The following is a 23,446-nucleotide window of genomic DNA, read 5'->3' on the forward strand; positions in this document are numbered from 1 at the left end:
TTACTTTTGAGGAATATTTAACGTAAAAAATTAACATGCAACAAGATACACAAATTTTTGATCTGATAGAAGCTGAAAGAAACCGTCAACTGAATGGTTTAGAACTAATTGCTAGTGAGAATTTTGTGAGCGATCAGGTGCTTGAAGCAGCCGGTTCTATACTAACAAATAAATATGCTGAAGGATATCCAGGAAAGAGATATTATGGAGGTTGTGAGATCGTAGATGAGGTAGAAACACTAGCCATAGAACGTTTAAAGGAACTTTTTAATGCGGAGTATGCCAATGTGCAACCCCATTCAGGTTCTCAAGCAAATACAGCGGTTTTTCATGCTTGTATGCAGCCAGGAGATAAATTTCTTGGTTTCGATCTTTCTCATGGAGGACATTTAACGCATGGATCTCCTGTAAACTTTTCTGGGAGGCTATACCAGCCAGTGTTTTACGGAGTTGTAAAGGAAACTGGATTGATAGATTACGATGCAGTTGCAGAGATCGCTGAAAGGGAAAAACCTAAAATGATTATCGCAGGAGCTTCTGCATATTCAAGGGAAATAGATTATAAAAGATTTCGTGAAATAGCCGATAGTGTTGGCGCAATTTTATTTGCAGATATCGCTCATCCTGCCGGTCTTATAGCCAAAGGACTTTTAGGAGATCCTTTACCACATTGCCATGTGGTAACTTCTACAACCCATAAAACCTTACGTGGACCACGAGGTGGAATTATCATGATGGGGAAAGACTTCGATAATCCATTTGGATTGAAATTGAAAAATGGGAATCTTAAGAAAATGTCGGCTTTATTGGATAGTGGAGTGTTTCCAGGAAACCAAGGCGGGCCTTTAGAGCATATTATCGCAGCAAAGGCAGTAGCATTCGGTGAGGCCCTCACAGATGAGTTTCTTCATTATATGGTACAGGTTAAGAAAAATGCAAAAGCCTTGGCAGCTGCATTTGTAGCTAAAGATTATCATGTGATCTCTGGCGGAACAGATAACCACATGATGTTAATAGATCTTAGAAATAAAAATATTACTGGAAAACAGGCTGAAGAAGCTTTGGGAATGGCAGAGATCACGGTGAACAAGAATATGGTGCCTTTTGATGATAAGTCTCCTTTTGTTACCTCTGGGATTCGTATTGGAACTCCTGCTGTAACAACACGCGGACTTAAAGAAGATGATATGGCCAAGATCGTAGATCTTATAGATCGTGTGATCACCAATTTTGAGGATGAAGCTGAGCTGATTAAGATTGAAGCCGAAGTTCTGGATATGATGCAGGATCTTCCACTTTTCGCATAAATTCCAGTTATATTATTTTATAAATAGGATTTTCCCAAAAGGGAGGTTCTCTTTATTGTTCTGCAAATATCATCGGATCAAAAAAAAACAGTTTTTAGGGATGGAATTATAAGTTGACTAATAATCTGCTATATTAGCTGCGCTTCATTTTAATCAAGATCTTCTGTTATATTAATTAGTGGTCATTAACATCTCAATTATGAAAATCAATTTGTCTTGTTTCAATATTTTTTTCACCTCTTTGATTTTTGTAGTGCTTTCCGGCTGCTCTGCTAGCAATATTATTGAAGAGAAAAACCCTACGATATTGCCCCCAGATGAACTTTACGGGCCACTCTTCTATGATGTACAAACCGATGAAAATATTTTTGAGGACAGTAAAACTTTTGTAGATGCCGTTCCCTTATATGATGTAGCTATAATAAGAAATAAATATGCGGCCTTAAAGGACAAATCTTCTGCCTCCCTTAAGAAATTTGTGGAAAATAATTTTGAGCTACCTACTGGTTCATCGACGTATGTAACAGATTCTTCCTCTATAAATATCCACATTTCAAAACTATGGGGCGTTTTAAAACGTCCGGCAGATAAAAAAATATCGGGGACCCTTATTCCCTTGCCAGAACCTTATATAGTTCCTGGTGGAAGGTTTAGAGAGGTATATTACTGGGATAGTTATTTTACCATCCTCGGTTTAGCTGAAGACAATGAGCTGGAGACCATTGAAAACATGATAGATAATTTTTCTTATCTCATTAATGAAAAAGGCTTTATTCCCAATGGCAATCGCACCTATTACTTAGGCAGGTCGCAACCTCCTTTTTATTCCCTTATGGTAGAAATTCTTGCGGCCAACAAATCCGATTCTATTTATTCGGAATATTTAGAACCTCTGGAAAAGGAATATAATTTTTGGATGAAGGGAAAGGAAGACATTAATTCAAGTAGGCAAGATTACTTGCGAGTAGTTATGATGCCCGATGGATCGATCCTAAATAGGTATTGGGACACTAAAAATACCCCACGCCCAGAGAGTTACCGTGAAGATGTTGCCACTGCCGATAAGGCACTTTCAGATTTTCCTAATCTTAAACGAGAGGATATTTATAGGAATTTACGGGCAGGAGCAGAATCGGGATGGGATTTCTCGAGCAGATGGCTTAATAAAGTAGATGGGGAGTACAAACTTGCTACTATCCACACCACAGATATCGTTCCTGTAGATTTAAACTCGTTGTTGTACAATCTAGAGATGACTTTATCCAAGAGTTATCTATTGGGAGGTGATCCTGTAAAAGCTGAAATATTTAATTCTAAAGCTAATGCGCGTAAAGAAGCGATCTTAAAATATTGCTGGAATACTGAAAATGGGTTTTTCATGGATTATAATTTTAAAAAGAATTCTCAAACTGAAATTCTTTCCCTTGCGGGGGTTTATCCCTTGTTTTTCAATATAGCTGAAGAAAACCAGGCGGAGCTGGTGCAGGGAAAAATAAAGGAAATTTTCTTAAAACCCGGTGGATTGGTTACAACCCCCAACCATACCGGACAGCAATGGGATGCGCCCAATGGCTGGGCGCCATTGCAATGGATGGCCATTAAAGGTTTAAGGAACTACGGTTATCCTGTGCTGGCAAATGACATAAAGGGGCGATGGATTAAATTAAACAGGGAAGTATATAAAAAAACATTTAAGATGCTCGAAAAATATAATGTGGAGGATTTGTCTAAGGAAAGCGGGGGAGGGGAATATCCTACGCAAGATGGATTTGGCTGGACCAATGGGGTCTTTCAGAAATTATCCAAAGAATAAAAATTGAATTTCCTGAATAAACTTAAATTAAAAGTTGAGAAACTTAAGCAGGAGATACAGGTTTTATCCATTGCCTATAGCGATCCTCGAACTCCGTGGACGGCAAAATTGCTTATTGGATTAACAGTTGGGTATTTATTAAGTCCCATCGATCTTATTCCAGATTTCATCCCTGTCTTGGGAATTTTAGATGACCTTATTCTGGTTCCACTTTTGATAACCGCATCCATCAAATTGATTCCAAAGCAAGTAATTCTTGAAGCTAGGCTAGTGGCTCTTAAAAACCCGAAAAGGATGAAAAAGAACAACTGGGTCGTTGCTTTTTTCATCCTTTTCTTATGGTCAATAATAATCTATAGTCTATTCACCTATTTTCAAGGAAAGACCAGATATTTTTAGTTGTTAATCTTACTTCATTTCTGGATACCAGTTCAATTGCACTACTTCAATCTCCTTGTTTCCTTTGTTTACCAATTCCTTGAATTTCGAAACGTCTGAAAGTCCATCTTTTCCTCTGTAATGGTATGGGTAAACTTTCTTAGGTGCAAAAGCTAAAACCCCATCTGCTGCATCTTCTACTGTCATTGTGTACGGTAAGTTCATACAAACTAATGCCACATCGATGTTCTCCAAGGCTCTCATTTCTGGGATATCTTCAGTATCCCCCGAAATGTATAGACGTTGCCCATCCTTTTCAACTATATATCCGTTACCTCTTCCCTTGGTGTGTTTTGCATCTTCAGCCTCTGGTAAATTGTACATTGGAACGGCTTTAATGGAGAATCCCATAATTTCCTGAGTGTCGCCATTGTTCATCACCACTAAATTAGCCTCCATTTCTTTTGGTAATTTATCTTTAACGGCTTGAGGAACAATTACCTTAGTAGCCCCCAATTTAAGAGTTTCCAAAGTTTTGGCATCCATGTGATCTCCATGGATATCTGTAACCAAAACAAAGCTAGGAGCGTCTTTTCCTTTAAAAATGTCAGCACCTCCTACAGGATCTGTATAGATCACGACCTCTCCCCACTTTATAACTGCAGTGGCGTGAGAAATAGGTACAATCTCTAGAGCCAGATCTGAAGTTTCCATTTCTGGATCTACTTCAGCTGTAGGCTCAGTTTCATTTTCAGATAAATTTTCTTTTTTCCCTTCATTTTTACAAGAGGTGAATAAAACCCCTATACAAAATACGGCAATTATCGATCTTTTCATTTTAAATGGTTTTTAGTTGGTTATTATAGGTTTTTTTAACCAAAAAAAACCCAAAAAGGGGCTTTCATATTGATTATTCCATAAAGTTAAGAAAGCTATAAGTGAATCTCTAGCAATTAATAAAGATTTATGAAAGCTTCAACTCCATCTTAATATCCCCCCTGGAATACGGATTGTTTTCTTCGATAGGAATCTCTTTAAAACCATATTTTTTATAAATATAAATGGCATTTTCAAGTTTTCTGTTGGAATAGATTATAAGTTTCTTCCATTTTTTCTGCTTCGCAAAATCAATGCTGTGTTCCATTAATTGTTGTCCAATTTTCTTTCCTTGGGCAGCAGGGGTTACAGCCATTTTTGTAAGCTCAAAAATATCATCTTCCATTTTCATCAAAGCGACAGTTGCAATAATTTCTTCATCTTCCTTTACAAAGAAAATAGTGCCTCCCGGTGCAATTATATATTTTTTGGGATTCCCCAACACATCTTTATCATGCGGCTCTACCCAAAAATATTTTTCGAGCCATGCGATATTAAGATTTTTGAAGTCCTCTGCGTATTTTTGGGCGTATGATACAATTTCCATTATCTAATAAAATCTGTTATAAAGTAACTTAAAGCCTTTCCTACTTTATTCTCTGTAGCTTCGGTAGGTGCAGCTTCACAAATATGCAAATAGTTGATGTGTTCTTCTTCGGAAGCAATGCTTATGAAATTTCTTATCATATTTATAGCAAAGCCACTTGGGGTTTGAGCACTACTTGGAAAGCCCTTTATCGCGTCACAATCCAGTTCCAATCCAAAATTATCGTGAGAAACAAATTCCAATTCTTCTCTAAAGGCCTGCACGATTTTTTCTGAAGGCATTAAAATTAAATGCTCAAAAAGACGGAATCCATCATTTGCTGAATGAAGCATGTTTTCAAAGATATACTGAGGTGTATAATTTTGATGGAGTCCAAAAATTCTATATTTCCCCAGAAAATTTTCTTTTCTGGCATAGCTAAAGCCATTTCCACTATGCCTGTATTCGGTTTTTCTAAGATCGGTATGGGCATCTATATTTAAAATATTCACAGATTTTTTTAAGGCTTCAGAAGTACCTTTCATATTTCCGTAGGCATTGTTATGCCCACCGCCAATTATTATAGGGATCTTTCCTGCTGAAATGATCTTAGTGACCATTCGACTTACTACTTCATCTATTTTGCCAATGAGGTCTCCTAATTTTAAATGATAATTAGGATCGGCAACATCTATATTCGAAGCTTTTTGCATTGCATTGCTACAATCCACCTCCCCCAATAAAATCACTTTTTCGGGTTTGGTATATTGATTTGCCTGAATATTAAGCAAAGAATTTAAACAGCATTTCCATGCTCCGGCGGCTCCAGCTTTGCCTAAATTTCCCCGAATTCCAATATCTTCTGGAATGCCAAAAAGCACATATTTGGCATCTATGGTCGCTAGGTCCTCGAGATCTTGTATGAATTGAACCCGCTCCCCAAATTTAATTTCACCCTCACGGCTTTTTATGATCTTCTGGACGTCTTTTAAATTATATATTTTAACCCCTTCCATTACTCCATCAATTTTCCATTAATATAAATTGCTTCAATGGGATTACTACCAAATGCATACGGAATGTAGGTGTATGATGGGATCGCCTTTGTGATTATTAGATTGGCGAGCTTCCCTTTGGTAATACTTCCCACTTTCTCACTCAAGTCCATTGCATAGGCACCATTTATGGTTGCTGCATTTATGGCTTCTTCCGGGGTCATTTTCATTTTAATACAGGCTAGTGACACCACCAGGTTCATATTACCGCTGGGGGCACTTCCAGGATTAAAATCTGTTGCAAGCGCCAAAGGCAGTCCCGCATCTATGATCATTCTTGCCGGGGTGTACGGAATACTTAAGAATAGTGAACATCCGGGCAAAGCTACCGGCATGGTTCCGGAATTTTTTAGCGACTCCACATCTTCGGCTCTCATTTCTTCCAAATGGTCTACACTTAATGCATTGTTCTCAATTCCTGCCTGTACACCTCCAATTGCGTTGAACTGATTCACATGTATTTTCGGATGTAAATTGAATTTTGCAGCAGCTTTCAGTAATTTATTGGTGTCTTCTACCGTAAAATATCCTAGTTCACAAAAAATATCGATATAGTCTGCAAGATTTTCCTTTGCAACCGCAGGAAGAATTTCATCGATCACATAATCTATGTATTCACCCTTCTTATTTTTATATTCCAAGGGTAGGGCATGAGCTCCTAAAAAAGTGGCTTTTATGGGTAGGTTATAATGCTGCTGTAATTTTTTGATTACCCGAAGCATTTTTAATTCTGCTTCCTTTGTGAGTCCGTATCCTGATTTAATCTCCACGGCCCCGGTACCCAATTTAATTACTTCCTCTAATCTTTTGGCAGATTGATCGTAGAGATCCTCTTCGGAAGTATTTTGCAATGTTTTGGCAGAATTTAATATTCCCCCTCCATTGTTGGCGATCTCTTCATAGGAAAGCCCGCTAATTCGCTGACTAAATTCTTGTTCCCTGTTTCCTGCATACACAATATGGGTATGGGAATCGCACCACGCAGGCATCACCATCTTCCCGGTGAGGTCTATTGTTTTATCTGCTGAAATGTTAGAAAGATCATCCATTTTACCATAATCGGAGATCTTAGCATCTTCTATTAACAACCAAGCATTCTTGATTGTAGGAAGGATGTTCATCTCTTTTCCGGAAAGTTTTAAAACAGAGGGTTCTCTAACCTGAAGCAGTTCTTTAATGTTTGTAAAAAGTAGTTTCATAGTGTAAAGATAAAAAAGCCTTTAGGTTTTTCGCTTTACATTAAAGAAATTGAAAGGATACCTTATAAAATAGGTGGTGCCAATATCTTTTGGGCTCCATAAATATCGACGCACTTATTGAACCTTTTGGAAATAGATGGATTTTGCTCTCTTGAGATCCAGATCTTTAATCTCCTCATTCAGGGTTTAATTAAAATGAGGCTGCGTAAAAGGTAGTAAACTGGTCATCCTGTTACGATAGCTATCGGAATTATTTCAGGATACCCTAATACTAAAAACCAATATTCTAAATTGAGACCCTGAAACAAGTTCAGGGTGACGATGCGGTATTGCCGTCGTGCTGCCCCGAAGCTTCGGGGGTTTCAGCATCTATTTCATTAGAAAATCGAAAATTATGTCAAAAACCTACTCTAGGTAAATTTTTTTATCACGGGTCTCAGGGTGACGCATCAACTATAAAACACAATACGTAGATAAAATTAGCAAAAACAAAAATGAGGTTAACGAATAGTCAACCTCATTTAAAATATTTATTTGAAAATCTAACTACTCTTAAGCGATTTCATATCTATTACAAATCGATATTTCACATCAGATTTCTGAACCCTTTCAAAAGCCTCATTTATATTCTGAATATCTATCATTTCCACATCCGAAACTATATTGTGTTTTCCACAAAAATCCAACATTTCCTGAGTTTCCTTGATTCCTCCAATAAGCGATCCTGCAATAGTTTTTCTACTTGCAATTAGTCCGCCACCGTGAATAGGATCCAAAGGTTCTATCGCTCCCACCAGTACCATGGTTGCATCCCGTTTTAATAAACCAATATATGGGTTTACGTCATGTCCTACGGGAACAGTGTTCAAAAGAAAATCGAACGAGTTGGCGTGGTCTTTCATTTGCTTTTCATCTTTGGAGATCAAAACTTCATCTGCTCCCAATTTTTTTGCATCACCACTTTTTCCTGGAGATGTTGTAATCATTGTCACATGTGCGCCCATTGCATGAGCAAACTTAATTCCCATATGTCCTAATCCACCAAGGCCAATTACTCCAACTTTATCTCCTTTTTTTACATTCCAGTGGTTAAGTGGGCTAAAGGTTGTAATTCCAGCACAAAGAAGTGGAGCTACTGCTTCTATATCTAAATTTTCAGGAACGTTCAACACGAATTTTTTATCTACAACCACCTTTTCTGAGTATCCACCAAATGTATGGTCCCCAAGATGCTTGTCTTTACTATTATAAGTATAGGTTGCGCCATTCTCACAATATTGTTCCAAATCCTCTTTACAAGAATCACAGGTTTGGCAAGAATCTACCATACAACCAACCCCAACAAGATCACCTTCTTTAAAATTCTTAACATTCTCACCAACTTTGGTTACACGTCCAACAATTTCATGTCCAGGAACAACAGGATATTGAGAGTTTTTCCAATCGTTTTTTACGGTATGTATATCACTATGGCAAACCCCACAATATAGAATATCAATTTCTACATCTTCTTTGGTGATATCCCTTCTTTTTAATCTAAAAGGCTCTAATTCTGCGGTTTTAGATGACGCTGCATATGCTTTAACTTCGCTCATAATCTTCTTTTTCATTAATTTTTTACGGACTCGAAGATACAAAATACAACCCGTGGCATACTGGCTACGGACGACTTTAAACTAAGTTTAACTCAATATATTAACACAGGTTATTATTTCTAAGAATAAATGGTGATATTGGCTTTTGTTGAAATGAGTTTAGATAAATTCTTTTTACATTAGAGCAAATTTTTAGCTTACAAAACAAACTCAGCTTATGAACAACAAGAAACCCGGAATTAATACTCGGTGCACTCATGCCGGCGAATTGGAAGACACTCAGTTTAAAGGAGCCGTTTCTCCATTGTATATGTCTACCTCGTATGCTTTTGAAGATGTTGAGGTAAAGCGATATCCAAGATATTTCAATACTCCAAACCAGGTGGCTTTGGCCAAGAAGATGGCTGCCCTGGAAAATGGGGAAGCTGCTTTGATCTTTGGAAGTGGGATGGCGGCAGTGAGCAACTCTTTAATGGCATTTTTACATAATGGAGATCATGTTGTGCTGCAAAATACCCTTTATGGCGGGACCAGTAATTTGGTAGTCGAAGAATTTGAAAAATTTGGAATCTCCTATTCGTTTACAACAGATTCGAAACCGGAAAGTTTTAAAGCTGAGATCAAAGGGAACACAAAGGTTATTTATATAGAAACGCCTTCAAACCCATTGCTTACCATTACAGATCTCAATGCAATAGCGAAAATTGCCAAGGAGCATGGTTTGGTGAGCATGATAGATAATACTTTTGCTTCCCCCGTAAATCAAAATCCAATCGATTTTGGGATTGATGTGGTTATCCATTCTGCTACAAAATATATGGGCGGACATAGTGATATTTTGGCCGGTACTGTTATTTCTTCAGAAGAGCTTATAGACACCATTTTTCAATTGGCCAAGAATTTGGGAGGTAATTTAAGCGATTATACTGTTTGGCTTTTGGAAAGAAGCATAAAAACCATGGGCTTGAGGGTTAAAGCCCAAAATAAAAACGCTAAAAAAATAGCTAAATATCTTGAAAAGCATGAAGATGTAGAGCGCGTATATTACCCAGGATTAAAATCCCATCCAGATCATGAATTGGCAAAATCTCAAATGAGGGGTTTCGGCGGAATGCTGTCTTTTGAGTTGAAAGAAGGTTTACAAGCTTCTTTATTTCAAAAAAAATTGAAAATGATCAAACCTTCCATGAGTTTGGCAGGAGTGGAGTCCACTATCCTTTCACCAACCTTGACTTCTCATGCATTATTAACTCCTGAAGAACGTACCAAGCAAGGAATAAAAGATGGACTAATGCGTTTTTCCGTAGGGATTGAAGAAAAGGAAGATCTTATTGCCGATTTAGAGCAAGCATTTGCCTCACTAAAACAAGTAAAAGTTTAAACAAAAATAAATTAGAGAATATACTATATGAAATTAGATTTATTGGCTTTTGGAGCACATCCCGATGATATTGAGTTGAGTTGTGCCGGAACAATTGCTAAGGAAGTTGCAAGAGGAAAAAAAGTTGGGGTTATAGACCTTACGCGTGGAGAATTGGGTACTCGCGGTACTGCTGAAACCAGAGACCAAGAGGCCGCAGATGCATCTAAAATATTAGGCTTGGAAATTAGGGAAAATTTAAAATTTAAGGATGGGTTCTTTGTCAATAACGAAGCACACCAATTGGAAATAATAAGGAGCCTTAGAAAATATAAGCCCGAAATAGTGTTTTGCAATGCGATAAACGATAGGCATATAGACCATGGCAAAGGCTCCAGTTTAGTAAGTGATGCTTGCTTTTTAAGCGGACTTAGAAAAATAGAAACAAGTGAAGATGGTGCAGGGCAGGAACCATGGAGACCAAAACATGTATATCATTATATTCAGTGGAAAAATATAACTCCAGATATTGTGGTAGATATTACGGGATATATGGATGTTAAGATGAATTCTGTAAAAGCATATAAAACGCAATTTTTTGATAGGGAGAGCAAAGAACCCAATACTCCTATCTCCAGCGACAATTTTTTTGATAGTATAACCTACCGTGCGCGGGACTTGGGGCGTCTAATTGGAACTGAGCATGCAGAAGGTTTTACCGTAGAACGCTATCCCGCAGTAGATTCCATTTTTGACCTAATTTAATTTCATTTTTTCTTTGAGGAATTATAGAAAAAATATACATTTGCATCCGCGAATAAATGGTGGTTGTAGCTCAGCTGGTTAGAGCATCGGTTTGTGGTACCGAGGGTCGCCGGTTCGAACCCGGTCTTCCACCCTTTTTTAACTCCTTGGGAAACTAAGGAGTTTTTTTTTGTTTTTAGATTTTTCGAGAATCCCGATAGCTATTGAGACAGGATCGCATTGATCTGTCATCCTGGCGAAGGAAGGATCTCGTTTTATTAGAGGGTTTGTTGCTTCAATGAGATTCTTTACTGCGTTCAGAATGACATTGCATTTTTATCGTAAAGACTTCTCGTCTCCGTTTGAAGTGACCTTCATATTTGTCATTCCGACGAAGGAGGAATCTCTTTAACAGGGTGTAGTATGTTATAAATCTAGGGCACCAAAAATGTTTGTTTCCAAATGCCTTCATCTAACCTGAATCGTGCCCGTAGGTGATTAGAGTCTTGCTTTATTTTTAAAAACTCCATTCTTACTGGTTTAAATTCCAACAATCCAAAATGCAGTTTTTTGCCCCTTTCAACAGAAAACGGATTTTTAATTGGCTTCCCTGGCGGCAATAGGGTATTGTAGTAATTAATAGCCTTTCCGTCTATTTTATCTTTATGTTCTTCCCAAGCATCATCATCTGTATGGATTAAAATATTCCCTTTAATTATAAGTTGAAGCTGATTTTTGGGATCGTAAAACAACCCATTGGCTTTAGGGTTTTGTTTTAACTGTTTGATCTTCGTAGATCGAAAATCTGTATAAAACAACAAACTTTTCTCTTCGGTAACCCCACGCAAAATAACAGTGCGTTGTCTAGTAGTACCATTCTTTCCAGCTGTGGCCAGGCTACAATAATTAAAAGGATGCTCTTTCCCCGATGCAGCAAATTTTAACGCTGTCCATGCTTCTTGAAATAAGTCGTTTAACATAAGCTTAAATCTATTTGAAATGTGAAAATGTATCTTTGTTTTTAAAGAGAAAAAATGATGATTAAAGATACAATATATTACGTATATGATCCACTTTGTAGTTGGTGTTATGGCTTTTCTCCAGTAATTAAAAAGTTAAAATCCTTATATGATGAGCAGTTCGATTTTCAGGTGATTTCTGGAGGAATGCAATCGGGTGAGAGAAAGCAACCAGTAAGTGCAATTCGAGATTATTTGAAGGGTGCCTATAAGAACGTTACAGAGAGGACCGGTGTTGAATTTGGTGATAAATTCATGGCTGTCTTGGAAGATGGCAATAGAATGTTGGATTCTATCCCGCCTTCAATTGCATTGTCTATAGTGAAGGATCTAAAACCCGAGGAAGCGCTCAATTTTGCTGCAACTATCCAAGAAGCTGTTTATTTTGATGGGTTTGATTGGAATTCTGTTGAAGCATATATTCCATATCTAAAAGTCTATGATTTTGATCCTGAAGATTTCAAGAGAAAATTTGAGGACCCGCTTTATAAGGAAAAAACCTTGGAAGATTTTAAGTTGGCTGCAAATTTTGGTGTTACCGGATTTCCTTCTGTAATTCTAAAGAAGGATGATAATTATTATTTGATTGCGCAAGGGTTTGTACCTTTTGACCAATTACATGCTACGTTAGAACAGGTGCTAGCATCTCCAGAGTAGATCAATCAATTTTATATTCCAAACGCATGGTAATAGAGGCGGTTTTCTTTTTATCCTGAGTATTATAAGCGCCGCTCCAGCTATAATCTTCTCCGCTATTTTGACCAGTGATTTGGAAAACCCCCATACTGGCATTATTGAGGTCTCCTAGGTTTCCGCCACTGTTCTCGGCAATTTTCTCTGCTCGCAAACGTGCATCTTCGGTTGCTTTGGAAATCATTTCTATCTTAAGATCGGCTAATTTGGTGTAATAATATCTTGGGGGAGTTGAGTTGAATTGTACCCCTTTATTCAGCAATTCTGTGATTTCCCGGGATACAGATTCTATCAATTCCACATTGGTAGATTCAATTTTAACAGATTGGATTAGCTCGTAGCCCTTAAAAACACTACCCACATAGTTTCCATTTTGATATTGATTTTCCCGTTGTTCATTGGTCTGAACAGAATTGAACACGATATTTTCTGAAGGAATCCCTTTTTCAATCAAATATTTTCTTACGGTTTCCTTATCTGAATTTAAATCGGCATAGGCTTGTTTTAGAACAGGAAAAACCCTTACAAACCGCCCTTCCCAAACGATAAGGTCCGATGTGAAATTCTCACTTCCAGATCCGGTCACAGAGATCACCCCAACTGGTTGCGCCCTCTTTATATATGCATTTCCCAACAAGAAAGAAGCCAATACAATGGCTATGGAGAATATGATAGCGACCAGATATTTCATAAATGTTTATATTGGATAGATTTAAAGATATAAAATAATAATTCTGCTAGGACATTATTCGTTCAAATTCTTACTTTTGCGCATGCAACAAAACGTACTTATTTTAGACTTTGGTTCCCAGTATACACAACTAATTGCAAGACGGGTTAGAGAGCTCAACATCTACTGCGAAATCCACCCATACAACAAGCCGCCAAAAGACCTTTCCAGCTATAAAGCGGCTATCCTCTCTGGAAGTCCTTTTTCTGTAAGGGCAGAAGATGCACCACACCCAGATCTTTCAGAAATCAGGGGTAAAATGCCTTTATTGGCTGTGTGCTATGGTGCTCAATATCTAGCTCATTTTCACGGGGGAAAAGTAGAGCCTTCAGAAACCAGGGAATATGGAAGGGCAAATCTTTCTGTAATTAAAGATGCGGAAGTTTTGTTTGAAGACATTACCGAGAATTCCCAAGTTTGGATGAGCCATAGTGATACGATTAAAGAATTGCCCACAAAGGCTGTGCGTTTGGCGAGTACTACCGATGTGCTGAATGCGGCCTATAAAATTGATGGCGAAGAAACATTTGGTATTCAATTTCACCCCGAAGTCTATCATACCTCAGACGGAAAGCAACTCTTAGAGAATTTTCTGGTAAAAATTGCTGGAGTGGAGCAAAGTTGGACACCTGAAGCTTTTGTGGATATCACGGTTTCAGAATTAAAAGAAAAGATAGGAAACGATAAAGTGGTTCTTGGCCTGAGCGGGGGAGTAGATTCTTCGGTTGCTGCCGTGTTATTGCACAAAGCCATTGGAAAAAACCTGTATTGTATCTTTGTTAATAATGGTTTGTTAAGAAAAGATGAATTCGATAGCGTTCTCCATCAGTACAAGGATATGGGCTTGAATGTGAAAGGAGTAGATGCTTCGGCACGTTTCTTGGATGCCTTGGCTGGGATAAGTGATCCTGAAGGGAAAAGAAAAAAGATCGGGAATGCCTTTATTGAAGTTTTTGATGATGAGGCACACCAGATCCAAGGTGTGAAATTTTTAGCGCAGGGAACTATTTATCCAGATGTAATAGAATCTGTTTCGGCTACCGGAGGACCTTCAGCAACCATAAAATCACATCATAATGTTGGTGGTTTACCAGATTTTATGAAGCTTAAGATTGTGGAGCCGTTGCGTTCTTTATTTAAGGATGAGGTGAGAAGGGTAGGAGCAGAACTTGGGATTGCAAAAGAATTATTGGGAAGACATCCGTTTCCTGGTCCTGGATTGGCAATACGGATCTTAGGAGACGTAACCGCAGAAAAAGTAAAGATCCTTCAGGAAGTAGATGCTATTTTTATAAATGGTTTGAAAGAATGGATGTTGTACGATAAGGTCTGGCAAGCGGGAGCGATATTGTTACCCGTGAATTCTGTTGGGGTAATGGGGGATGAGCGAACCTATGAAAAAGTAGTAGCCTTACGAGCGGTAGAATCTACCGATGGAATGACAGCAGATTGGGTGAATTTACCCTATGAATTCCTACAAAAAATATCCAATACCATAATAAATAAGGTAAAAGGCGTTAATAGAGTAGTGTACGATATAAGTTCTAAACCGCCTGCAACGATAGAATGGGAATAATAATTCGGCATTAATTTAATATCAGAAAAAAAATAACAGATGAGGTTTGTAATTATTATTTGCTTGTTCTTTCAAGTTCTTACCACTAATGCCTTTGGTCAGGCATATCAATATCATACCGTTGCCGCTGGGGAAACCGTATACAGTATCTCCAAAAAATACGATATAAGCCAAGAAACACTGCTTAAACTAAATCCTGAAGCCAAGGAAGGTTTGCAAGTAAATGCAAAGTTGGTAATTCCTATGTCTTTGGAACAAAGTGAAACCGCTGTAAAAAAAGCTGTGAGTTTTAATTCGCATAAAGTTCAGAAAAAAGAAACTTTATATAGTCTCTCCAAGCAATATGGAGTGAGTGTGGAAGATATCAAGAAATACAACAAGCAATTATATTCAAAAGAACTACAGAATGGGGAAACCATCCAAATTCCGGTATTTGTAATTGAAGAAACTGCTCCCGGAAAAGTGATAATTTCTGAAAGAAAAGAAAGACCGGCTCCCGGGAAAGTTATAATTGAGGAGAGAAATCCAGATGGTACCAATTCCAGATCTAGTGCTCAAACAAAACCTTCTGCACAAACGGGGCAAACAAGGGAACATATTATTCTTCCCAAAGAAACCAAATATGGGATCGCCCGCAAATATGGGATGACCGTAAAGGAATTGGATGAACTTAATCCAAGGGCTGGAGTTTTACAGCCGGGAACAATGATTAGGGTGAATACAGATGTACTGGATCAGCCTGTAATTATAACCAATGATGCCTATGAGTTTTACGAAGTGCAACCACAGGAGACCATGTATGGTCTTACCAGAAGGTTTCAAATAGACGACGATTCTTTAATCGCCTTGAATCCAGCCTTAAAAGATGGGTTAAAATGGGGGATGATCCTTAAAGTGCCAACCAAAGATGCTAAAGGAAATAAATTGGAGGATATAGCGGATTTAGGCGAAAACCCATTGCCAGCTTCAGAAATGTCTAAAATGGATCTTTCCAAAAACATCAAAAACTACGATACAAAGAACCTGGTTTTGATGCTTCCTTATAACCTCAGCAAAATTAATAACGATTCTATTTCCAATGCTAAAGAGCTAATTAAAAAGGATCGAGTATTGCGTATCTCTTTAGACTTTTATAGTGGTGCTTTAATGGCAATAGAACGAGCTAAGGAATTGGGGATCTCTACAAACCTTCGTGTTTATGATACTCAGAATAGCTCGGGAAAAGTGTCACAAACGATTGCTGCCAACGATTTTAGAAATGTAGATGCGGTTATTGGCCCGCTTTTGCAAGCAACATCAGAGGAAGCTGCATCCAGTTTGATGAAATTAAGGGTGCCTGTGATCTCACCGATGACCAATAGGGAGTTAAGGGCGATCCCGAATTTATACCAATCCCGGCCAAGTGATGATATGTTGCGGGAGGCAATGATCGTTTACCTTCAGAATAATTCTCAAGGAAAGAATGTAATTATAGTGGCAGATGGAGCTTCTTCTGCTATAAAAGCAAAATTAGTGGGTTCCTTGCCTAGTGCACGAATCCTAAACCCACAATCAAATAATATTACAGAAGGTACTTTAGCATCTGTACTGGATAAATCCCGTGAAAACTGGGTGATCTTGGAATCTGAAAATATTGCTTTGCTTGGAAGTGCAACTTCAGCATTAAATAGATTGGCAAGAAATAATAGGATTACGCTGTTTACTACCTATAAAAACAACACTTTTGAAAGTGATGTAGTCAATAATGAACATTTAGGAGAACTGACGTTCCATTTTCCTTCGGAATATAAAGAATTTGACGAATCTGTAGCCGATAGTTTTGTAGATGCCTATAAAGCTAAATATGGATATGTTCCAAATAAATATACCGTTCGTGGCTATGACCTTACGTTGGATGTCTTACTAAGACTTGCAGCAATGGGAACTATAGAAGAATCTGTAAATGCCAATATTATCACAGAATATGTTGAGAATAAATTCCTTTATAAGCCTAAAACCAATGGCGGTTTTTATAATGATGCGATCTATATTATGCAGATGAATAAAGATCTTAGCCTTAGCATTGCCAAATAAAAAACCATGACTTCAAAAGTGATTTATAAAGGGGATCTCCGAACAGAATGTGAGCATATCCAGAGCAGCAATAAATTTATTACCGATGCCCCTTTGGACAATAATGGAAAGGGAGAAGCATTTTCTCCAACAGATACCGTAGCTACTGCCTTGGCCTCGTGCATGCTTACAATCATGGGAATTAAAGCCAATGAGCATGAGCTGGATATAAAAGGAACTTTTGCAGAGGTTACCAAACACATGGAGGCTAATCCCAGAAGAATCTCTAAAATAGATGTTCTTGTAAATGTAAAAGGAGAATTAACCGATAGGGATAAAACCTTGCTGGAGAATTCTGCTAGAACATGCCCGGTGATCCAAAGTATTCATCCAGATATCATTAAAAACATCACTTTTAACTATTAATTGTTGAAGATTTTTTACTCCATATTGTTTTTAACTATTTCGGGACCTGCTTTTGCACAAACTGGGGATTTAAAAATTTATTGGAGCGAAGCAACTCTTTTGTCATGGGAAGATTTTCAGGGAGTACCTCTTGAAAAAACACTTTTTCATGCTAATACCAATACAGGTCTTTCTTACTCGTGGGGCTTAAAAGGAACGGTGCAGAGAATGGAGCTGGACTATAAAGTGGAAGCCTTTTTTTATCCAGCACAAAGTTGGGTGCAGCCAGCTTCAAAAAACGGGTATTTGCTGAAGCATGAACAGCTTCACTTCGATATATCAGAACTACATGCCCGAAAATTGAGAAAAATATTGGCTAGTGTAGATGGAACTAAACTCAATAAAGATTCCCGGGATTATCTGAATACATTCTATGAGAAAATAGATAAGGAGCGTAGTGCTATGCAAAACGCCTTCGATAAGGAGACCAATCACAGTTTAAACGAAGAAGCAGAACTTGGATGGCGGCATTTTGTTGAAGAGGAGTTGAATAAGTTTGAAGACTTTAGCTCTTAAAAGCTAGCTACCTCTTGCTTAGCGGTTTCAAATTCTGAAATAATCTCCTGAATAATTTCTCCTGCTGGTTTTATATCATGTATCAATCCTGAAATCTGGCCTATTTCTAATTCGCCATCATCCAGATCCCCTTCGAACATCCCTTTTTTGGCACGGGCGCGTCCCAGTAAGCTAATCAGTTCTTCTTTTGTGGGAGCAGTCTGATACAAAGCTTGTATCTCATTAAAAAATTTGTTTTTCAGCATGCGAACGGGTGCAAGTTCTTTTAAAGTTAATTGCGTATCCCCTTCTTTGGCTTCCACCACTTTATTTTTGAAATTTGGATGAGAAGACGCTTCATTACTTGCCACGAAGCGAGAACCAATTTGCACGCCATCTGCTCCTAGAACCATTGCGGCAAGCATTCCTCTACCAGTTGCAATTCCTCCGGCGGCGATAAGTGGGATTTCCAGTTGCTCTTTGACCATTGGGATCAGGGTGAAAGTTGTGGTCTCATCCCTACCATTATGCCCTCCTGCTTCAAAACCTTCGGCAACTACAGCATCTACTCCTGCTTCTTGAGATTTTAATGCGAATTTTACACTGCTTACTACGTGAACTACTTTGATGCCATGATCTTGTAGGTGTTTGGTCCAGGTTTTAGGATTTCCTGCAGAGGTAAAAACAATTTGAACCCCTTCTTCAATAATGATCTTGATGATCTTATCTATATCTGGGTACAACATAGGCACATTAACGGCAAATGACTTGTTGGTGGCTTTTTTGCATTTCTGGATATGTTCTCTAAGGATTTCCGGGTACATAGAACCTGCCCCGATTATTCCCAATCCGCCATTGTTGCTTACTGCGCTTGCCAGTTTCCATCCACTTGCCCAGATCATTCCTGCCTGAATTAAAGGGTATTTTATATTGAAGAGTTGGGTAATTCTATTCTGCATATTTTATGGTTCAATGTTATTCAAATTCTAGGAATATCTAGACTATGTTTCGCTTTGTTTGTATATACGTTTTTTAGCCTATAGTTGTTTCGTCACCCTGTCCCGAAAGCTTTCGGGATTATTTCAGGGTCTCAAGCTACTCTATTGATTCTTAGTGTAGTTGGATTCTGAAACAAGTTCAGAATGACGTAATTTTATTATTTTATTACGGATACATATTAAAACCATTTGTATATACGTTTTTTATCCTATAGTTGTTTCGTCACCCTGTCCCGAAAGCTTTCGGGATTATTTCAGGGTCTTAAGCTACTCTATTGATTCTTAGTGTAATTGGATTCTGAAACAAGTTCAGAATGACGTAATTTTATTATTTTATTACGGATATATATTAAAACCATTCGTATATACGTTTTTTATCCTACAGTTGTTTCGTCACCCTGTCCCGAAAGCTTTCGGGATTATTTCAGGGTCTCAAGCTACTCTATTGATTCTTAGTGTAGTTGGATTCTGAAACAAGTTCAGAATGACGTAATTTTATTATTTTATTACGGATATATATTAAAACCATTCGTATATCCGTTTTTTATCCTATAGTTGTTTCGTCACCCTGTCCCGAAAGCTTTCGGGATTATTTCAGGGTCTCAAGCTACTCTATTGATTCTTAGTGTAGTTGGATTCTGAAACAAGTTCAGAATGACGTTATATAACACTTTATGATACTTTACAGATATACATTTGACTTTATTTAAAAGCCACGAATATAATAATTTTACATTCGTGCATTCGTGGCAATCCCTGTAAAAGGATTGTATTTCTTGTTAATTTAAGAAATCACTCCAGAGCCTACTAACTCATCTTCCAGATACCAAGCAACGAATTGTCCTTCGGTAATAGCAGATTGTGCTTTTTCGAAAACCACATAAAGGCCATTTTCGGTTTGATGCAAAGTAGCTTCCTGTAATTCTTGCCTATATCTAATTCTTCCCTGTACTTTTAATTCGGTATCTGGCGCAATTGCCAGATCTTTACGCACCCAATGAACTTCCTTGTTCGATACAAAAAGGGCTTTTCTAAACAATCCTGGATGTTCTTTTCCTTGACCGGTATAGATGATGTTCTCATCTACATCTGTATCTATCACAAATAAAGGTTCCGGGGTTCCACCAACTGCCAGGCCTTTTCTTTGTCCTTTAGTGAAATAGTGTGCACCCTGATGCTTTCCAACAACTTTTCCGTCTGTTAATTCATATTGGAATTTCCTTGAAAGTTGTTCCAATTCTTCAGTTTTAGAGCTGAAGTTATCTGGTAGCTCTTGATATTGTTCTCTCTGGGAATCTATTTCCACAATTACGCCTTCTTTTGCTTTCAGTTTCTGCTGAAGAAATTCTGGCAATCTCACCTTTCCAATAAAACAAAGTCCCTGAGAGTCTTTTTTATCGGCAGTGATCAAATCTTGTTCCGCGGCAATTTTACGAACTTCGGGCTTTAAAAGTTCCCCGATTGGGAACAAGGTTTTAGAAAGCTGTTCCTGGGTAAGCTGACACAAAAAATAAGACTGGTCTTTATTATCATCTTTTCCTGCCAAAAGCTGGTAGATGGTTTCCCCGTCTTTCTCAATAATCCCTTTTCTACAGTAATGTCCTGTTGCTACATAATCGGCTCCCAAAGAAAGCGCGATCTTCATGAAGACATCAAATTTTATTTCCCTATTACAAAGCACATCGGGGTTGGGGGTTCTACCCAGTTCATATTCCCGAAACATATAATCTACAATCCGTTCCTTATATTCCTCGCTTAGATCCACCGTTTGAAATGGAATTCCCAGTTTTTCAGCAACCATCATGGCATCGTTGCTATCGTCCAACCATGGGCATTCATCAGAAATTGTTACGGTGTCATCGTGCCAATTCTTCATAAACAAACCAATCACTTCATACCCCTCTTGCTGCAACAAATATGCGGTCACACTGGAATCTACACCCCCTGATAAGCCTACAACTACTTTTTTCATATTATAACATCAATCACTTCGGTAAGTCCGAGATTTATTAAGTCCTAGAATTGTCGAATTACCGGAGGCAAAATTACGAAATAAAAAAGGGTAGTAAAAACTACCCTCTCTTGATTTTATCTATTGAAAAAATTATCTTTTTTCGAAAACAATATTGGTGTTTTGACCCAGAAATAAGTCTGGATAGAATGTAAATTTAGTAAAATCTTCATTAAAATCTACTCTTCCAGATTGAGCACCAATTCCTTCGAAAGGAATTACAAAGCGGTATTTGGATTCACCTACAATACTCCAATCGTCATTTTCAGAAGTATTTACATTGCATTCCCCGCCATCTTCAGCATATAAGGCAGAATCTGCTTTAAAATTAGATTTAAAATCGATAAATGATTGTCTATTGCAATCGTTTTCTTCAATGTTTAATGCTCCAGTATTGTTAATTTCAGCGACAAACCACTTTCCAAGGATTTTATCGTCTCCTGCGTTTCGTTCATCGTCATCACTGCTACAAGATGTTAATAATGCTAGGCTAAAAAATAGCAAAAAGATCTTTTTCATATAAATAGGTTTTTATTTGGATTGTAAATATAAGGTTTCATTTATAATTGATAAAATTCAAAATCCAAAATTCAAAATTCAAAACTGGACTGATAACTCAAACTCACAACCGTCAACTAACAACTGAAAAACTATTTCTTCGCATTTTTCTGTTGTTCTGCCTGCTCCATCATTTCCTGCATTTTTCTGGCAAACTTACCTTGCTTTTTAGGTTTCTTTTTGTTCTCCTGAATTTTGGCATGGATCTTTTCTTCATCTATAATTACATACTTAATAACCAACATGATCCCGATCGTAATTAAATTAGATGTAAAATAGTACAATGAAAGTCCACTGGCATAGTTGTTAAAAAAGAACAACATCATGATAGGTGATAAGTACATGATAAATTTCATGTTCGGCATTCCCGGTTGCTGGTTGTTCTGCATGGTTTGCCCAGTCGTCATCATCATGTAGATGAAGATAGCGATAGAAGCCAATATAGGGAACAAACTTACGTGGTCCCCATAAAATGGAATGGTAAACGGCAATTCTGCAATGGTATCGTAACTAGATAGGTCATCTGCCCATAGGAATCCCTTTTGTCTTAATTGAAAAGCGCTCGGGAAGAACTGAAAGAGGGCATAGAAGACGGGAATCTGCATTAAGGCCGGCAAACATCCGCTTAAAGGACTCGCTCCTGCCTTACTTTGCAGTTTCATGGTTTCCTGCTGCTTTTTCATGGCATTGTCCTTATATTTCTCATTGATCTCGTTCATTTCCGGGCGTAAAATTTTCATTTTAGCCTGAGACAGGTAAGATTTATAAGTCACTGGGGAAAGCACAATTCTTACCACAATGGTCATCACAATAATGGCAAGCCCGTAACTAGGTAGTACCCCAGATAAAAAGGCGAAAAATGGAATAAATACATATTTATTGATCCATCCAAAAATACCCCACCCCAAGGGTACAACTTCATCTAAGTTTCTATCGTAATCGTTTAGAATTTTATAATCTGTTGGCCCGTAGTACCAATTCATATTATAATTAAGCTCTCCGCCTTTTAATTCCAGGGGAAGGCTAGTAGCAAATTCTTTGGTATATATGGTATCTATTTCTTCATCTTCTACCAAGTTCTTAGAAACAAATTTTCCTTTGGCAAAAGGGGTGTCCGTTAACAAAATGGATGAAAAGAAGTGTTGTTTAAAGGCAATCCAGGTTACATCGTCTGCTTCATCATCTTTCATTTCCCCTTGACCTAAATAATCATCCTCACCATCTTCATATTCCCAAGCCAACTCGGTATATCTATTTTCATAAGAGATACTTTTTGAATGGCGATATCCTTTTAAGTTCCAGTTAAGGTTTACATCATTGGAGCTATTTATAACGTCCCTTAAACCTTGGGAACGAATGCTGAAATCCAACATATATTCTCCCGGTTTCATCACATACACATATTCCAGATATTCGGATTCTGAAACCTTAAGTTTCATGGAAAGCACCTGATTGTTTCCGCTTTCTGTAAGGGAAGGCTCAAAATACATGTCTTTTGTATTGATCACTCGTCCATCCGAAGTTGTGAAACTTAAGTTTAAAGAGGCATTTCCATCTTTAATTAGGTAAACCGGTATAGAATCGTAGGTTTTAAACTTGGTAATTCTCGCTTCAGAAATATAACCCCCTTTATTGTCTATGCTTAGATCTAATATATCGTTGGAAAGCTTAGTAGTCTTATTGGTAGCTGAAGGCAAGGTAGCCGAATAACCAAAAGTACCCAATGACTCCTGCACTCTGGCTCGTGCCATAGAATCCATCTCATGGCTAGCAACTTCTTTTTGCGGAGTAGTAGCTTCTTGAGGTACAGTCTCAACCTGCTCTATGGTATCCTTTTTATCTTCAGTGTCGCTATTTTCAAAGGAATTGTTGTACAACATCCAAATTAAAAGACCACCAATAAGGAAAAACCCAATTAAGGATTGTACGTCAAATTTTTTTTCTTCCATGTTAAATTATAAAGTAAACCAAGCGTTCTCTATCACTTAGAGTTATT

At 37.8% G+C, this 23,446-nt stretch carries 21 protein-coding genes and 1 tRNA gene; 11 read left to right on the plus strand and 11 right to left on the minus strand.

Annotated features, from left to right (window positions below):
• The first annotated feature begins 35 nt into the window (after positions 1-35).
• The 3 genes from glyA to JM83_RS15020 all read left to right on the plus strand — a co-directional run bounded on the left by glyA (position 36) and on the right by JM83_RS15020 (position 3,519).
• Positions 36-1,307, plus strand: a complete 1,272-nt coding sequence (gene glyA / locus JM83_RS15010; RefSeq protein ID WP_144962961.1) for a serine hydroxymethyltransferase — start codon at positions 36-38, stop codon at positions 1,305-1,307.
• Positions 1,308-1,506: 199 nt separating this feature from the next.
• The gene (treA, locus tag JM83_RS15015) at positions 1,507-3,120 is read left to right on the plus strand and encodes an alpha,alpha-trehalase TreA (RefSeq protein WP_144962962.1); all 1,614 of its coding nucleotides are present in this window, start codon (positions 1,507-1,509) and stop codon (positions 3,118-3,120) included.
• Positions 3,121-3,123: 3 nt separating this feature from the next.
• Entirely contained in the window at positions 3,124-3,519 is a 396-nt protein-coding gene (locus tag JM83_RS15020; protein WP_144962963.1) for a YkvA family protein, read from the plus strand.
• A gap of 9 nt (positions 3,520-3,528) precedes the next feature.
• Here the strand turns inward: JM83_RS15020 and JM83_RS15025 are convergent, their stop codons facing one another.
• The 5 genes from JM83_RS15025 to JM83_RS15050 form a co-directional block, all read right to left on the minus strand.
• Positions 3,529-4,335: an MBL fold metallo-hydrolase gene (locus tag JM83_RS15025; RefSeq protein WP_186435012.1), complete on the minus strand. Its 807-nt coding sequence runs from the start codon at positions 4,333-4,335 to the stop codon at positions 3,529-3,531.
• A 127-nt stretch (positions 4,336-4,462) separates the two neighbouring features.
• The gene (locus tag JM83_RS15030) at positions 4,463-4,921 is read right to left on the minus strand and encodes a GNAT family N-acetyltransferase (protein ID WP_144962964.1); all 459 of its coding nucleotides are present in this window, start codon (positions 4,919-4,921) and stop codon (positions 4,463-4,465) included.
• Entirely contained in the window at positions 4,921-5,916 is a 996-nt protein-coding gene (locus tag JM83_RS15035; RefSeq protein WP_144962965.1) for an arginase family protein, read from the minus strand. Before JM83_RS15035 ends, JM83_RS15030 begins: the two co-directional genes overlap by 1 nt.
• Positions 5,916-7,154: an imidazolonepropionase gene (gene hutI / locus JM83_RS15040; protein WP_144962966.1), complete on the minus strand. Its 1,239-nt coding sequence runs from the start codon at positions 7,152-7,154 to the stop codon at positions 5,916-5,918. Before hutI ends, JM83_RS15035 begins: the two co-directional genes overlap by 1 nt.
• A 542-nt stretch (positions 7,155-7,696) precedes the next feature.
• Positions 7,697-8,749, minus strand: coding sequence for an NAD(P)-dependent alcohol dehydrogenase (locus JM83_RS15050; RefSeq protein WP_144963803.1), 1,053 nt, complete (start codon positions 8,747-8,749; stop codon positions 7,697-7,699).
• 217 nt (positions 8,750-8,966) lie between these two features.
• Here JM83_RS15050 and JM83_RS15055 point away from each other — a divergent pair, with 217 nt between their 5' ends.
• The 3 genes from JM83_RS15055 to JM83_RS15065 all read left to right on the plus strand — a co-directional run bounded on the left by JM83_RS15055 (position 8,967) and on the right by JM83_RS15065 (position 11,008).
• On the plus strand, positions 8,967-10,130 hold the full coding sequence (locus tag JM83_RS15055) for a trans-sulfuration enzyme family protein (protein ID WP_144962967.1): 1,164 nt from the start codon (positions 8,967-8,969) through the stop codon (positions 10,128-10,130).
• A 27-nt stretch (positions 10,131-10,157) separates the two neighbouring features.
• Positions 10,158-10,874 (plus strand): bacillithiol biosynthesis deacetylase BshB1, encoded by a 717-nt coding sequence (bshB1, locus tag JM83_RS15060; protein ID WP_144962968.1) that lies wholly within the window; start codon positions 10,158-10,160, stop codon positions 10,872-10,874.
• Between the two features lie 58 nt (positions 10,875-10,932).
• Positions 10,933-11,008, plus strand: a tRNA-His gene (locus JM83_RS15065).
• Positions 11,009-11,287: 279 nt separating this feature from the next.
• On the opposite strand, the gene JM83_RS15070 is transcribed toward JM83_RS15065, so the two are convergent.
• Complete coding sequence (locus JM83_RS15070; protein ID WP_144962969.1) at positions 11,288-11,833, minus strand: pyridoxamine 5'-phosphate oxidase family protein; 546 nt, start codon at positions 11,831-11,833, stop codon at positions 11,288-11,290.
• Positions 11,834-11,887: 54 nt separating this feature from the next.
• Here JM83_RS15070 and JM83_RS15075 point away from each other — a divergent pair, with 54 nt between their 5' ends.
• The gene (locus tag JM83_RS15075; protein WP_144962970.1) at positions 11,888-12,529 is read left to right on the plus strand and encodes a DsbA family protein; all 642 of its coding nucleotides are present in this window, start codon (positions 11,888-11,890) and stop codon (positions 12,527-12,529) included.
• Between the two features lies 1 nt (position 12,530).
• Here JM83_RS15075 and JM83_RS15080 read toward each other — a convergent pair whose 3' ends face one another.
• Entirely contained in the window at positions 12,531-13,256 is a 726-nt protein-coding gene (locus tag JM83_RS15080) for an SIMPL domain-containing protein (RefSeq protein ID WP_144962971.1), read from the minus strand.
• Between the two features lie 82 nt (positions 13,257-13,338).
• On the opposite strand from JM83_RS15080, the gene guaA reads away from it, so the two are divergent.
• From guaA to JM83_RS15100, 4 genes are read left to right on the plus strand one after another with little or no spacing between them, the layout of a single operon-like run.
• Positions 13,339-14,871: a glutamine-hydrolyzing GMP synthase gene (gene guaA, locus JM83_RS15085; protein WP_144962972.1), complete on the plus strand. Its 1,533-nt coding sequence runs from the start codon at positions 13,339-13,341 to the stop codon at positions 14,869-14,871.
• A gap of 39 nt (positions 14,872-14,910) precedes the next feature.
• On the plus strand, positions 14,911-16,944 hold the full coding sequence (locus JM83_RS15090) for a LysM peptidoglycan-binding domain-containing protein (RefSeq protein ID WP_144962973.1): 2,034 nt from the start codon (positions 14,911-14,913) through the stop codon (positions 16,942-16,944).
• A 6-nt stretch (positions 16,945-16,950) separates the two neighbouring features.
• Complete coding sequence (locus tag JM83_RS15095) at positions 16,951-17,349, plus strand: OsmC family protein (RefSeq protein WP_144962974.1); 399 nt, start codon at positions 16,951-16,953, stop codon at positions 17,347-17,349.
• Between the two features lie 3 nt (positions 17,350-17,352).
• Positions 17,353-17,904 (plus strand): DUF922 domain-containing protein, encoded by a 552-nt coding sequence (locus JM83_RS15100; protein WP_144962975.1) that lies wholly within the window; start codon positions 17,353-17,355, stop codon positions 17,902-17,904.
• On the opposite strand, the gene JM83_RS15105 is transcribed toward JM83_RS15100, so the two are convergent.
• From JM83_RS15105 to yidC, 4 genes are all read right to left on the minus strand, one after another.
• The gene (locus JM83_RS15105) at positions 17,901-18,842 is read right to left on the minus strand and encodes an NAD(P)H-dependent flavin oxidoreductase (RefSeq protein WP_144962976.1); all 942 of its coding nucleotides are present in this window, start codon (positions 18,840-18,842) and stop codon (positions 17,901-17,903) included. The two genes, JM83_RS15100 and JM83_RS15105, sit on opposite strands and share 4 nt — an antisense overlap.
• Positions 18,843-19,665: 823 nt before the next feature.
• On the minus strand, positions 19,666-20,853 hold the full coding sequence (gene mnmA / locus JM83_RS15110; protein WP_144962977.1) for a tRNA 2-thiouridine(34) synthase MnmA: 1,188 nt from the start codon (positions 20,851-20,853) through the stop codon (positions 19,666-19,668).
• Between the two features lie 132 nt (positions 20,854-20,985).
• The gene (locus JM83_RS15115) at positions 20,986-21,411 is read right to left on the minus strand and encodes a lipocalin family protein (protein WP_144962978.1); all 426 of its coding nucleotides are present in this window, start codon (positions 21,409-21,411) and stop codon (positions 20,986-20,988) included.
• A 131-nt stretch (positions 21,412-21,542) separates the two neighbouring features.
• The gene (yidC, locus tag JM83_RS15120; RefSeq protein ID WP_144962979.1) at positions 21,543-23,399 is read right to left on the minus strand and encodes a membrane protein insertase YidC; all 1,857 of its coding nucleotides are present in this window, start codon (positions 23,397-23,399) and stop codon (positions 21,543-21,545) included.
• Between the last annotated feature and the right edge of the window lie 47 nt (positions 23,400-23,446).

Source organism: Gillisia sp. Hel_I_86, from assembly GCF_007827275.1.
Classification (GTDB): Bacteria; Bacteroidota; Bacteroidia; order Flavobacteriales; family Flavobacteriaceae; genus Gillisia.

Coding starts and splice junctions, on each gene's coding strand:
- glyA (WP_144962961.1), top strand. CDS start 36: ATGCAACAAGATACACAAATTTTTGATCTGATAGAAGCTGAAAGAAAC.
- treA (WP_144962962.1), top strand. CDS start 1,507: ATGAAAATCAATTTGTCTTGTTTCAATATTTTTTTCACCTCTTTGATT.
- JM83_RS15025 (WP_186435012.1), bottom strand. CDS start 4,335: ATGAAAAGATCGATAATTGCCGTATTTTGTATAGGGGTTTTATTCACC.
- JM83_RS15030 (WP_144962964.1), bottom strand. CDS start 4,921: ATGGAAATTGTATCATACGCCCAAAAATACGCAGAGGACTTCAAAAAT.
- JM83_RS15035 (WP_144962965.1), bottom strand. CDS start 5,916: ATGGAAGGGGTTAAAATATATAATTTAAAAGACGTCCAGAAGATCATA.
- hutI (WP_144962966.1), bottom strand. CDS start 7,154: ATGAAACTACTTTTTACAAACATTAAAGAACTGCTTCAGGTTAGAGAA.
- JM83_RS15050 (WP_144963803.1), bottom strand. CDS start 8,749: ATGAGCGAAGTTAAAGCATATGCAGCGTCATCTAAAACCGCAGAATTA.
- JM83_RS15055 (WP_144962967.1), top strand. CDS start 8,967: ATGAACAACAAGAAACCCGGAATTAATACTCGGTGCACTCATGCCGGC.
- bshB1 (WP_144962968.1), top strand. CDS start 10,158: ATGAAATTAGATTTATTGGCTTTTGGAGCACATCCCGATGATATTGAG.
- JM83_RS15070 (WP_144962969.1), bottom strand. CDS start 11,833: ATGTTAAACGACTTATTTCAAGAAGCATGGACAGCGTTAAAATTTGCT.
- JM83_RS15075 (WP_144962970.1), top strand. CDS start 11,888: ATGATGATTAAAGATACAATATATTACGTATATGATCCACTTTGTAGT.
- JM83_RS15080 (WP_144962971.1), bottom strand. CDS start 13,256: ATGAAATATCTGGTCGCTATCATATTCTCCATAGCCATTGTATTGGCT.
- guaA (WP_144962972.1), top strand. CDS start 13,339: ATGCAACAAAACGTACTTATTTTAGACTTTGGTTCCCAGTATACACAA.
- JM83_RS15090 (WP_144962973.1), top strand. CDS start 14,911: ATGAGGTTTGTAATTATTATTTGCTTGTTCTTTCAAGTTCTTACCACT.
- JM83_RS15095 (WP_144962974.1), top strand. CDS start 16,951: ATGACTTCAAAAGTGATTTATAAAGGGGATCTCCGAACAGAATGTGAG.
- JM83_RS15105 (WP_144962976.1), bottom strand. CDS start 18,842: ATGCAGAATAGAATTACCCAACTCTTCAATATAAAATACCCTTTAATT.
- mnmA (WP_144962977.1), bottom strand. CDS start 20,853: ATGAAAAAAGTAGTTGTAGGCTTATCAGGGGGTGTAGATTCCAGTGTG.
- JM83_RS15115 (WP_144962978.1), bottom strand. CDS start 21,411: ATGAAAAAGATCTTTTTGCTATTTTTTAGCCTAGCATTATTAACATCT.
- yidC (WP_144962979.1), bottom strand. CDS start 23,399: ATGGAAGAAAAAAAATTTGACGTACAATCCTTAATTGGGTTTTTCCTT.